Origin of the sequence: Nonomuraea lactucae (assembly GCF_003313395.1) — a bacterium.
GTDB classification, from domain to species: domain Bacteria; phylum Actinomycetota; class Actinomycetes; order Streptosporangiales; family Streptosporangiaceae; genus Nonomuraea; species Nonomuraea lactucae.
Genome location: NZ_QNFZ01000017.1, coordinates 1 through 11,576 on the forward strand (window position 1 = coordinate 1; position 11,576 = coordinate 11,576).

Genomic DNA, 11,576 nt, shown 5'->3' on the forward strand with positions numbered 1-11,576 from the left:
CGGACTTCGGGCGGCGCGGCCGGCGCTGCCGGCGCGGAGGCCGCCTGAGGGGAAGAGGCGGGGGGCGCTGAGGAGGCGGGGGACGCCGGGCCCGTGGGGGTCTTGGCGGCCTGGGTGGGTGCCTGGGCGGCCTCGCCGGAGGCGCAGCCCGACAGCAGCGTCATGCCGGCGCATATGCCGGAAAGGACTCTGAGGGCGGATTTGCGATTTCGCTCGTGCGGCATATCGACGAACGCTAGAGGACGCGGCGGGGGACCGGCCGCGCAACGTCGCTATTCATGGGATTCAGCGCTTTATGAATGGCCTTGACCTTTGCCGTATTAGCCGGAGTCCATGCGATCGCGCTGGTCAGCCCTGCGAAGGACCGTCACAGCCCGCCTTCCAGAGGCGCCCCCAATCGGGCATTAGCCGTAACAGGCCACGCAAAATGTTTCTCCCAGCACTGCGCGCCGTACCATGACAATTGCCTGCCGTCCGCATGATCACGGCATGAGCGACATAGACCCGCGCCTGGCGCGCGACCTCGGGATGAGACGGCCGATCTCGCGCCGCGACTTCTTCGACGGCGTCGCCGTGGCCGCGGGCGCCGCCGCGGCGGGCGCGGTCGCCGGTCAGCCCCCCGTTCGCTCGGCTTCCCATGGGACGGGTGAGGGGCCCGAGGAGGCCGTGTTCCCACCCCGCCTCACCGGCCTGCGCGGGAACACCGCCGACGCGCTGAGCGTGCCGCACGCGCTCCGTGACGGCCGCTTCTGGGACTTCGCCGGCGACGCCGAGCCCACCGGCGAGAACTACGACCTGGTGGTGGTCGGCGGCGGCCTCAGCGGGGTGAGCGCCGCCTGCGAGTGGCTGCGCCACGAGCCGCGGGCGCGCGTCCTCATCCTGGACAACCACGACGAGATCGGCGGCCACGCCCGGCGGGTCGAGTTCCGGCCCGCCGGCCGTCCCGGGCCGCTGATCGGCCAGGGCGGGTCGCGCTCGATCGACTCGCCCTCGGTGTGGACGCCCGAGGGCAAGGACCTGCTGGACCGGCTCGGCATCGTGACCAGAACCCTGCGCGGCTACCATGACGAGGGGCTCTACCCGGGCCTGGGGCTGCACGAGGGCGTGATGTGCGACCGGGAGACGTTCGCCCTGGACACGCTGGTCCGGTTCGCGCCCGGAACGCCGCCTGAGCGGTGGGTCAACCGGCTGCCGGTGGCGGACCAGGCCCGGCGCGACCTGCTCAGGCTCTGGGCGGACCCGCCCGACTGGTTCCCGGAGCTGTCACGGGAGGAGAAGGAGGAACGGCTGGCGGGCCTGACCTACTCCGCCTTCCTGCTCGACGTCTGCGGCGCGCATCCCGAGGTCGAGCGGTTCTACCGGACCGCGCCGAGCGCCAGATGGGGATACGACACCCGGTCCTTCGGCGCGATCGACGCCTGGGGCAGCGGGGACTACCCCGGTTTCCAGGGCCTCGGGCTGGACGCGGGCAAGCCGTCGCGGTTCTGCTCGCCCACCCTGAAGAAGGAGTGGGGCGCGCCCGACCGGGAGGACCTCCACTGTTTTCCCGAGGGCGTGCAGGCGCTGGTCCGGATCATGGTGGGCCGGATGATCCCCGGCTTCGCCACGTCCGCCTCCCCCGGCGCGGACGGGAGCGCGACGGCCGCGACCATGGACGGCGTCACCACCGCCGCCTACGACTACGGCCGGCTCGACCACCCCGCGAACCGGGTCCGCTTCCGGCTGTCCAGCCCGGTGGTCTCGGTGCGCAACGACGGCGATCCCGGCAGCGCCTCCACGGCCACCGTGGCGTACTTCGACGGCCATCGGGTCAGGACCGTGCGCGCCGGATCGGTGGTGCTGGCCTGCTGGAACGCGGTCATCCCCTACCTCGTCCCCGACCTGCCCGGCCAGCAGGTCCGGGCCCTGCGGGAGGCGGTCAAGACGCCGATGCTGGAGGCGACCGTACAGGTGCGCGACTGGCGGGCCTGGCGGCGCGCCGGCGTCCACCGTACGCGCTGGACGGGCGCCTACTGGTGCCTGGCCGAGCTCGACCACCCGCTCAGCACCCCCGGGTACGAGTGCCCGAAAGACCCGGGGGAGCCGATCAACGTCCACCTGGTGGCCACGCCGTGCCGGTCGGAGCTGGGGCCGGTCCGGGGCGCCGTCGCCGGGCGCCGGGCGCTGCTCCGGACGCCCTACAACCACCTGGAGTACACCGTCCGGGACCAGCTCGCCCGGCTCCTCGGGTCCGCCGGCTTCGATCCGGCCGCGGACATCGAGGCCATCACGGTCAACCGGTGGGGGCACGGGTACGCGCCGGAGTACTGCCGTCCCTGGTACGGCTTCTACCCGGACGGCCCCTTCCCGGCCGACGCGGCCCGGCGCCCCTTCGGCCGGATCGCGATCGCCAACTCCGACTCGGTCCCCGCGGCCCGTGCCGACGCCGCCATCACCGCCGCGTACCGAGCGGTCGCCGACCTGAGGGACGAGCACCACTGAAGGGAGGCCCCTCACAGTGGCCGGCCTCGCGGCGGCGCGGACCCCCGGAGGGTGGTCAGGGATGGGTGGCGGCGAGGGTGGACCGCCAGAGGCGCTCGGCCAGGTCGGGATCCGTCATCGTGGCGGGGAGCCTCTCGGCGGGCGTCTCGCCGTCGAAGTAGCGGCCGGCGTGCTTGATCCCGTCCTCGTGCGTGGCCAGGTACGCCAGCGGGCGCGCCCCGTGCTCCGGCGGCTTGGCGTAACCGGGAGTGGCGAGGAAGAGCCGCATGAGCAGCGCGTCCGGCGCGAAGCCGGTCCTGATCACACCGGGGTGGAAGCAGGTGGCGGCCGTCCCGCGGGCCGCGAGGGCGACCGTGAACAGGGCGTTGGCCTGCTTGGTGTCGCCGTACTGGATCCAGGCGTTCCACCGGCGCCGTGCCCGGGAGAGGTCGTCCACGTCGAGCTTGCCGGTTCGAGCCGCGCGGGACGACGTGGTCACCACCCTGTCCACATGATCGGCCAGGGAATGGGTCAGGAGGAACGGGGCCAGATGGTTGACCTGAACCATCAGTTCGTGCCCGTCCGAGGTGATCTGTCGCGTTCGACTCCACACGCCCGCGTTGTTGGCCAGCACGCCGATGCGCTCGTAGCGCTCGAGAAGCTGGGATGCCAACCGGCGCACATCCTCCAGGGAGGCGAAGTCGCACCTGAGCACCTCGCCCTTGGGCCCGGAGAGCCCGCCGGCGATCTCCTTGAGCCGCCGCTCGTCCCGTCCCACCAGGACAACCCGGTGCCCGCGGCGCGAGAGCTCGGCCGCCGCCGCGGCGCCGATGCCGGCACTCGCCCCGGTAATCACGCTAATCATCCCGTTCCTCCCACTGCGCTGGAACCATAAACGGTGCTAGTCTCCTATGCGATCTTCCGGAGGTGTATTTACACAAAGGTGGAAATGCCCCTCGACTCCGAGGTTGGGACATGGGCTCGCGTAACCGGTCAATTCGGTTCAAGATCTTCTTATTACTCCTGCTACCCCTCCTATCTCTGAGCGCCCTCTGGGGGTTCGTGCTGAACCTCACCGTGGGTGACGGACAGGCCCTCCTGCGGGCCAACACCCTGTATCAGACGGTCGGGATCACCTCGACCGAGCTGGGGCTGCAGCTTCAGGCCGAGCGTGCCCGCTCGGCGGTGGCCGTCACCACGCGTAAGCTCACCGAGGATCTCGGCGCGCAGCGGGCCCGCACCGACAGGGCGGTCACCGTCTTCCAGCGCGCCTCGGCCGAGGCCGGCGACGCGGCCGACGGAGAGCTGCGCGCCCCGCTCGACGCCCTCCACCGCCAGCTCAGCCGGCTCGGGTCCATCCGCGCGGACATCGACGCCGGCCTCAGCTCCCGGCTGGCGGGGCTCGAAGAGTACAACCGCGTCATGGACGCCCTCTTCAGGGTCTACGACCACATGGTGTCCGTGCCCGACCTGGCGATCTTCCAGCAGGCCACCGCCATGCAGGCCATGGGGAACGCGCGGGAGGTCATCGCGAGGGAGCACGCCCTCATCAGCGGCGCGCTCATCGACCGGCGGCTGACCGAGCCCGAGGCCGCCGCCTTCACCGAGTACGTCGCCACCCGCAAGTTCCTGCACACGCGCGGCTCGGCCGGGCTCGACCTGGCGCTGCGCCAGCCGTACGACAAGATGCTCTCCGGCCAGACCTTCCGCAGCTTCGCCCTGATGGAGTCGCGGATCGTCAGCACCGGCGCGCCGCCGCCCGACGCGGACGCCTGGAACGCCGCCGTCGGCCAGGTCATGGCGCAGCTCGACCGGATCGGCATGTCCTCCACCCAGGAGCTGACGGGCCGCACGACCGACGCGGCCGTCGCGATCATGGTCAGGATCGGCATCGCCGGTGGCATCGGGCTGGTCGCCGTGCTCGCCTCGATCATCATCTCGGTCCGCTTCGGCCGCCGCCTCGGCGCCGAGCTGGCCGGGCTGCGCTCCGCCGCCCTGGACCTGTCGGAACGGCGCCTGCCCCACATCGTCGAGCGCCTGCGCCGCGGCGCGGACGTGGACGTCAAGAAGGAGGTCAAGCCGCTCAAGGTGAGCGGCTCGGCCGAGATCACCGACGTGGCGCGCGCGTTCGGCTCCGTGCAGCGCACCGCCGTGCAGGCCGCGGTGGGGCAGGCCGACCTGCGGCGCGGGGTCGGCCAGGTGTTCGTCAACCTGGCCAGGCGCAAGCAGGGCCTGCTGCACCGCCAGCTCGCGCTGCTCGACCGGATGCAGCGCCGAACCCACGACCCCGACCGGCTGGAGGAGCTCTTCCGCCTCGACCACCTGACCACGCGCATGCGACGGCACGCGGAGAGCCTGATCATCCTCTCCGGCTCCGCGCCCGGCCGGGCCTGGCGCAAGCCGGTGCCCGTGGTCGACATCGTGCGAGCCGCGGTCGCCGAGGTCGAGGACTACACCCGGATCGCGGTCGAGGCGATGCCCGCCAGCGCGATCGACGGCGGCGTCGCGGCCGACCTGACGCACCTGGTGGCCGAGCTGGTCGAGAACGCCACCATCTACTCGCCCCCCGACACCGGCGTCCTGGTCCGTGGCGACCTGGTGAGCAACGGCTACGCGATCGAGGTGGAGGACAGGGGCCTCGGGCTGTCGGACGCCGAGTACGGCTCGTTCAACACGCTGCTGGCCAACCCGCCCGAGTTCGACCTGGCCGACAGCGACAGGCTCGGCCTGTTCGTGGTCGCGAAGCTGGCCGAGCGGCACGACATCAAGGTGCTGGTGCGCCGCTCGCCGTTCGGCGGCACGACGGCGATCGTGCTGGTGCCACGCCGCCTGGTCACCGAGCAGCCCGCGCTGACAGCCGGAGACGGCGACGACGCGCCCCCGCTGCCCAGCCGCGCACGCACAGGGAACCGCCCGAGGAGCGAGCCCGGGAACGGCACCGCGTACGCCCCTCCGGACGAGACAGCGAACGACACCACGAACGACCGAGGCAGCGGCGACGAGGCCACGCCGCCGCCCGGCCGTACGAGGAAGGACGGTGACGGCGTGCCCGCGCTGCCCAGCCGGACCCGGAAGAAGGCGCTCGCCGTGGTGAGCGGCGGCACCCACGCCGGGCTGCCCACCCGGATACGGCAGGCAAACCTGGCACCCCAGCTAAGGGCGGACCCGCCGCCCGAACCGGAGCCGGAGGAAAAGACCGAACGCTCTCCCGACGAGGTACGCGACCTGTTCTCCGCGTTCCAACGGGGAACCCAACGCGCACGAGAAGACGCACAAGAAGAGGGGGAGGCATGACCGTGCCGACGACCAACACCGGTGAGCTGAACTGGCTGCTCGACGACCTGACGACCAGGGTCGGGGCGGTGCGCCAGGCGGTGATCCTGTCGACCGACGGCCTCGCGGTCGGCTACTCCAAGGGTCTGACCCGGGAGGACGCCGAACACCTGTCGGCGGTGGCGGCCGGGTTCCAGAGCCTGGCCCGGGGCACCGGGCGCCACTTCGGCGGCGGCGACGTCCGGCAGACCATCGTCGAGATGGAGTCGGCGTTCCTCTTCGTGACCGCGGCCGGGCAGGGCACCTGCCTGGCCGTGATCGCCGACGCGAACGTGGACGTGGGCCACATCGCGTACGAGATGGCGATGCTGGTCAAGCGGGTCGGACAGCACATCTCGACCAACCCCCGAGCGGCCACGTCATGAGGGAGTCCCCGCAGTGGCTGGATGAGGAGGCGGGGCCGGTCGTCCGGCCCTATGCTCTGATCCGCGGCCGCACGAGGTCCTCCGGCGACATGTTCGACCTCATCGCGACCGTGACAGTCGTGGGTGCGCCGCCGGCGGGCCCATCCGGTGATCTGGGCCCCGAGCAGCAGCGCATCATGCGGATGGCGCGGAGCCCGATCTCGGTGGCCGACGTGGCCTCCGAGCTCGACCTGCCCATCGGCGTCGTACGGGTGCTGCTGGGCGATCTGCGTGACAACGGCCTGATCTCGGTGACGTCCCCCTCAGCGGAGAGGCCGCGTCCGAGTGCGGGCATTCTCAAGGAAGTGATCAATGGACTCCGGGCTCTCTGAGGACCCCGTCGCGCTCAAGATTCTCATCGCCGGAGGCTTCGGCGTGGGCAAGACCACCCTGGTGGGAGCGATCAGCGAGATCAAGCCGCTGCGCACCGAGGAGGTGCTCTCCGAACGCGGGGTCGGCGTGGACGACCTCGACGGCGTGGAGGCCAAGACCACCACGACCGTCGCCATGGACTTCGGCCGGATCACGATCCGCGAGGGCCTGGTCGTCTACCTGTTCGGCACCCCGGGGCAGGAGCGGTTCTGGTTCATGTGGGACGAGCTGTCCTACGGCGCGCTCGGCGCCGTCGTGATCGCCGACACGCGCCGGCTGACCGACTGCTTCCCGTCGGTCGACTACTTCGAGCAGCGGGGCACGCCCTTCGTGGTGGCCGTCAACTGCTTCGAGGGCGCCGCCCGGCACAGCGTCGACGACGTGCGCATCGCGCTCGACCTGGACGACGACGTGCCGGTGCTGCTGTGCGACGTGCGGCGGCGCACGTCGGCCAAGGAGGTCATGGTGACCCTGGTCGAGCACTCCCTGCGCACGCTGACCGCGGCCGGCTAGCCGCCTCTAGAGGGCCTTCAGGCCGTTGATCACTTCCTGGAGCAGGTTCTCGGTGGTCGCCGTGGTCTTGGCCCGCGGCGGCCGTACCGTGACCAGCCCGTGGTGGAGCAGGTCGCCGAGGAGCACCCGGACCACGCCCACCGGCAGGTCCAGCTCGGCGGCCACCTCCACGAGCGGTCTGCTCTGGCGCTCGGCGGCCACCTCCACGAGCGGTCTGCTCTGGCCGGTGACGCAGCCGATCAGCCGCCGGTGCTGGACGCTCAGCTCCGCCTTGGCGGGCACCGGGAGTCCGCTCGCGGCGACGCTCGCCAGCAGGTCGATCCGGGGAGCGGACGATCTGGTGCGGCCACGGGCGACCGCGTACGGCCGTACGACCGGCCCGGCCTCCTCGTCGACCCACTCGTGCTCGCGGCTCACGACTGAGATCCCCCATCCTGATCGCTGTCCTGCCGCCCGCGTTGCCAGCCCGACTGGAGGGAGGAGAGCAGCGCCCTGGTCTCCTCGGGCGAGCGCTCGTCCGGTGCCGCGAGCTCCTGCTCCCTGAGCTGCGGGGCCAGGTTGGCCTTGCGTTGCCGGCGCGGCAGTTCCGGTCCCGAGTCCTGCTGCGGCCCGAGTTGCGGCTGGGGCTGTTGCTGCGGCGCCGGTCCGCGCCTGGAGGTCCGGATCCGGCGCGGCAGCCCGCCGGGGCCCGCTCCGCGCCTCTCCGGTGAGTCGGACCCTGGCGCGCCGTCCATCAGGCCCGAGGCATCCCCGGACGCGCCATACAGGCCCGAGGCATCCCCGGACGCGCCGATCTGGGCCGCGTCGTCCCTGACCACCGAGACGGACACCGTCTCGAGCTCGGGCATCTCGACCGGGAGCGGCAGCATCTCGACCAGAGTCGCGGGCACCAGGACGATCGCGGTGGTCCCGCCGTACGGGGAGGGCTTGACCGTCACCGAGATGCCGTGCCGGGCCGCGAGCATGCCGACCACCGCGAACCCCAGCTGCTCGGTCTGCGACGGGTCGAAGTCGGGCGGGCTGGCGAGCCGCTCGTTGATGAGGCGGCGGATCTCCGCGGGCATGCCGAGGCCGCGGTCCTCGACCTCGACGGCGAAGCCCCGGCCCACCAGCTCGCCGCGGATGGACACCTCGTTGCCGGGCGAGGAGAACGTGGTGGCGTTCTCGATCAGCTCGGCGAACAGGTGCATGAGGTCCGCCACGGCCGTGCCGGAGAAGCCGTACTCGGGCATCGGGTAGACCCGGACCCGGGTGTACTCCTCGACCTGCGCGGCGGCGCCGTTCAGCACGTCCTCGACCGAGATGACGCCGCGCCAGCGCCGCCCGGCCGCGCCGCCGGACAGCAGCACCAGTCCCTCCGCGTGGCGGCGCATGCGGGTGGTCAGGTGGTCGAGCTTGAACAGCCGTTCCAGCGCCTCGGGCTCCTCGGTCTCGCGCTGCATGTCGTCGAGGAGCTTGAGCTGGCGCTGCAGCAGCGACTGGCTGCGCCTGGCCAGGTTGCGCAGCGCCTGGGCGACGCCCTCGCGCAGCCGGGCCTGCTCGACCGCCGTGTCCACGGCGGTGCGCTGCACGCTGTCGAACGCCGCCGCCAGGTCGGCGACCTCGCTGGTCGCCTTGTCGGCCACCGTGATGGGCGGCGCCTCGGCCTCCACGTCCACCGGCTCGCCCTTGCGCAGCCGTTCCACCACGCCGGGCAGCCTGATCTCGGCCAGGTCGAGCGCGCCGCGGCGCAGCCTACCGAGGTCGAGGGTGACACGCCGGCCGACGCGGATCGACACGATGACGGAGACCACGACCGCCATCAGCCCGAGCACGCCCGCCACCGCGGCGCGCACGAAGATCTCGACAGCGGCCGGCTTGATCTGGAGGAACAGCTTGCCGGCGCCGCTGCGGAAGGCGGTGATGTAGTCCTGCATCACCGGGTCGGCCAGCTCGCGCCACATGAGCACGTTGACGGGCTCGCCCGCGATGTACGAGTCCAGCGCCCGCTGCATCGTGGCGTAGCGGGAGGATGCGATGACCTTCTCGAACGGGGCCCGCAGGTCGGGGTCCAGGTTGGCCATCGCCGTGGAAAGCAGGTGCGTACGCGCCCCGTCGACCTCGATCAGCAGGTGCACGTCCTTCGTCGAGAGCTTGCCGTTCGCGGCGACGATGAGGGCGTTCTCGCGGCTCATCATCTCCCGCACCTCGTCGGTGAGCACCATGCCGTACGTCTGGCGGGTCAGGTCCGCGTCGGTGGTGATCGCGAACAGCGAGTAGACGTAGTGGACCAGGTCGGAGACGGACGAATACTCCCTGACCAGGGTCACGGCGCTCATCCTGCCGCTGTCGACCTGGCGCCTGATGTCCGGCAGCCGCTCGATCGCGTCCAGGGCGTCCTTCACCCGCCCCCGCATCTGGGGCGTCATCGCCGCCTGGCTGCTCTCCTGCCGGACCGCATCGGTGAGCCTGGTCCGCACCTGGTCGGTCCTGGCGCGGGCCCCCGCGAGCGGGGCCGGGTCGGCGACGATGCCGCCCAACCGTTCGGCGGAGGCGAGGCGTTCCTGCTGGAGCTCTCCGACGAGCGCGTTGGCGTGCTTGAGGACGCCGCTCCAGAGGGTCTGCGCCTTGAAGAGGCCGAAGGCGTCGCCGAAGGTGGTGCTCGCCGCGAAGACCCAGAGCACGACCAGGGAGACCAGGGGGATGACGAGCAGTGTCGAGATCTTGAACCTGATGGATCTGCCCGATGCCATGGTACCTGCTCCCGGATAGAAGATCGCCGGAGAGAATAGCACCGAAACAGGTCAGATTAAGATCAACTAGCGATAATTCTGTGATATGTCTGGAAATTAGCGGGCTCCTCGGACGTGGCTCGGGCCCACGCCAGCCGTACCAGCCAGGCGGCCAGAACCCCCAGCACGGCCACCTCCGCGCCCAGCAGCAACCGCTCCACCAGGCCGATCAGCACCCGCTCGCCCGGCAGCGCCACGTACGTGATCGCCAGCAGCCCGAACCCCCCGGCCAGCGCCAGCCACTCCACCACCCTGGCGACCGGCTTCCACTCCTCGGCGGCGGCCAGCCGCGGCACCATCAGCGCCGCCGCCAGCGGCAGGCTGACGAACGCCGCCACCGACGCGTACCGGTGAACCTGCGCGGTCACCGTCAGGTCCGCGCCGATCGGCGTGGTCGGCACGACCGCCGCCACCACCAGCGCCACCGACCAGACCAGCAGCAGCCGCTCCGGAAACCCCCGCACCGGAGCGCCCGCCGCCCGCAGCCCGCCCAGCAACACCAGCGACCCGAGGCCCATCACCGCCATCGCGACCTCCGTGACGCCCCCGCGGTCAGCCACGGCGTACTCGCTCACGGTCACGTTCAGCGGGTCGAGGTAGGGGTCCGGGCCGAACTGCCCGACCACGACAGCCACCACCGAGAACCCGATCGAGACGCACGCGCCCAGCGCCCACATCCCCGGCGACAACCTCGCCCTCACTCCGGTCATGCACCAACCCTCGCGTCCCGCCCCCTCCCCCGGCATCCGGCCCACCCCCACCGGATCCCTGATCCGCCCCCGGGGTCCCCTAGGGGTTTCCCCGACGCAGCGGAGCCCGCCTCCCCACGGCGACGTCTCGCCGCCGTCCGGCCGGGACTAACTCGGCCGGGTCAGTACGTGCGGGGCCGCCGCCGCGTAGCGGGCGCGGATCTCCGGCACCGGAGCGCCCTTGTACACGGCCGCTTCCTGGGACGCCCAGTCGACTTCGCCGTCGAGGAGCCAGGCGGCCTGGTAGGCGGCTCCGTCGGCCACGTACTCCCCCGGCGGCGGCGCGAGGACGGAACGGCCGAAGATCGTCGGGGCGATGCGGCGGACCGCCTCCGAGCGGGCGCCTCCCCCGATCAGCAGCACCCGCTCTGGGGCCACGCCGAGCGCGTCGAGGGCGTCGGCGAGGCCGCACAGCATGCCCTCGATCGAGGCCCGCGCCAGGTGGGCGGGGGTCGAGGTGGCCAGGGTCAGGCCGTGGAGCGAGCCGGTGGCCGTGGGGTGGTTGGGGGTGCGCTCGCCCTCCAGGTAGGGCACCATCGTGAGCCCGCCCGCGCCCGGCGGCGCCTGCAGTGCCAGGTCGCCGAGCCGGTCGAGGTCCACGCCGGCGAGGCGGGCCGCCGCGTCCATCACCCGGGCGGCGTTCAGCGTGCAGACCAGCGGGAGGAAGCGCCCCGTGGCGTCGGCGAACCCGGCGACCGCCCCGCTCGGGTCGGCGCTGGGCACGTCGGAGACCGCGAACACGGTGCCCGACGTGCCGATCGACACCACCACGTCCCCGGGCCGCGCCCCGACACCCAGCGCGGCGGCCATGTTGTCGCCGGTGCCCGGCGCGATCCGCATCCGCCCCTCGCGCCCTCCTCCCGGCCCGAACCCCGCGGCGCCATCGGTCGCAGACGCGCCCGCGCCCTCAGGTGGGGTCGTCACGGGCCGGTCCGTGGTCCCGGACAGGGCCGCGCCCGCGGGCGGGGGTGTGG

10 protein-coding genes are annotated in these 11,576 nt (G+C 72.2%); 5 read left to right on the plus strand and 5 right to left on the minus strand.

Features of this window, described 5'->3' with window-relative positions:
* Positions 1 to 489 precede the first annotated feature (489 nt).
* Complete coding sequence (locus tag DQW85_RS00990; RefSeq protein ID WP_240196840.1) at positions 490 to 2,481, plus strand: NAD(P)-binding protein; 1,992 nt, start codon at positions 490 to 492, stop codon at positions 2,479 to 2,481.
* Between the two features lie 55 nt (positions 2,482 to 2,536).
* Here DQW85_RS00990 and DQW85_RS00995 read toward each other — a convergent pair whose 3' ends face one another.
* Positions 2,537 to 3,325 (minus strand): SDR family NAD(P)-dependent oxidoreductase, encoded by a 789-nt coding sequence (locus DQW85_RS00995; protein WP_113698599.1) that lies wholly within the window; start codon positions 3,323 to 3,325, stop codon positions 2,537 to 2,539.
* Positions 3,326 to 3,522: 197 nt separating this feature from the next.
* On the opposite strand from DQW85_RS00995, the gene DQW85_RS01000 reads away from it, so the two are divergent.
* The 4 genes from DQW85_RS01000 to DQW85_RS01015 are packed head-to-tail and all read left to right on the plus strand — an operon-like array spanning position 3,523 to position 7,082.
* Positions 3,523 to 5,754 (plus strand): sensor histidine kinase, encoded by a 2,232-nt coding sequence (locus DQW85_RS01000; protein ID WP_162794632.1) that lies wholly within the window; start codon positions 3,523 to 3,525, stop codon positions 5,752 to 5,754.
* The gene (locus tag DQW85_RS01005; protein WP_113698601.1) at positions 5,751 to 6,158 is read left to right on the plus strand and encodes a roadblock/LC7 domain-containing protein; all 408 of its coding nucleotides are present in this window, start codon (positions 5,751 to 5,753) and stop codon (positions 6,156 to 6,158) included. Before DQW85_RS01000 ends, DQW85_RS01005 begins: the two co-directional genes overlap by 4 nt.
* A complete protein-coding gene (locus tag DQW85_RS01010) occupies positions 6,155 to 6,529 on the plus strand; it encodes a DUF742 domain-containing protein (protein WP_113698602.1) in 375 nt (124 codons plus the stop codon). The genes DQW85_RS01005 and DQW85_RS01010 overlap by 4 nt, the downstream gene beginning before the upstream one ends.
* On the plus strand, positions 6,510 to 7,082 hold the full coding sequence (locus DQW85_RS01015; RefSeq protein WP_113698603.1) for a GTP-binding protein: 573 nt from the start codon (positions 6,510 to 6,512) through the stop codon (positions 7,080 to 7,082). Before DQW85_RS01010 ends, DQW85_RS01015 begins: the two co-directional genes overlap by 20 nt.
* A gap of 6 nt (positions 7,083 to 7,088) precedes the next feature.
* Here DQW85_RS01015 and DQW85_RS01020 read toward each other — a convergent pair whose 3' ends face one another.
* The 4 genes from DQW85_RS01020 to DQW85_RS01035 form a co-directional block, all read right to left on the minus strand.
* Complete coding sequence (locus DQW85_RS01020) at positions 7,089 to 7,499, minus strand: DUF742 domain-containing protein (RefSeq protein WP_113698604.1); 411 nt, start codon at positions 7,497 to 7,499, stop codon at positions 7,089 to 7,091.
* Positions 7,496 to 9,814 (minus strand): sensor histidine kinase, encoded by a 2,319-nt coding sequence (locus DQW85_RS01025; RefSeq protein ID WP_113698548.1) that lies wholly within the window; start codon positions 9,812 to 9,814, stop codon positions 7,496 to 7,498. Before DQW85_RS01025 ends, DQW85_RS01020 begins: the two co-directional genes overlap by 4 nt.
* A 62-nt stretch (positions 9,815 to 9,876) precedes the next feature.
* Positions 9,877 to 10,563, minus strand: coding sequence for a DUF998 domain-containing protein (locus DQW85_RS01030; RefSeq protein WP_113698549.1), 687 nt, complete (start codon positions 10,561 to 10,563; stop codon positions 9,877 to 9,879).
* Positions 10,564 to 10,710: 147 nt separating this feature from the next.
* A partial coding sequence (locus DQW85_RS01035; RefSeq protein ID WP_275888154.1) for an FGGY-family carbohydrate kinase occupies positions 10,711 to 11,576 on the minus strand: 866 nt, incomplete at its 5' end.

Coding starts and splice junctions, on each gene's coding strand:
- DQW85_RS00990 (WP_240196840.1), top strand. CDS start 490: ATGAGCGACATAGACCCGCGCCTGGCGCGCGACCTCGGGATGAGACGG.
- DQW85_RS00995 (WP_113698599.1), bottom strand. CDS start 3,325: ATGATTAGCGTGATTACCGGGGCGAGTGCCGGCATCGGCGCCGCGGCG.
- DQW85_RS01005 (WP_113698601.1), top strand. CDS start 5,751: ATGACCGTGCCGACGACCAACACCGGTGAGCTGAACTGGCTGCTCGAC.
- DQW85_RS01010 (WP_113698602.1), top strand. CDS start 6,155: ATGAGGGAGTCCCCGCAGTGGCTGGATGAGGAGGCGGGGCCGGTCGTC.
- DQW85_RS01015 (WP_113698603.1), top strand. CDS start 6,510: ATGGACTCCGGGCTCTCTGAGGACCCCGTCGCGCTCAAGATTCTCATC.
- DQW85_RS01025 (WP_113698548.1), bottom strand. CDS start 9,814: ATGGCATCGGGCAGATCCATCAGGTTCAAGATCTCGACACTGCTCGTC.
- DQW85_RS01030 (WP_113698549.1), bottom strand. CDS start 10,563: ATGACCGGAGTGAGGGCGAGGTTGTCGCCGGGGATGTGGGCGCTGGGC.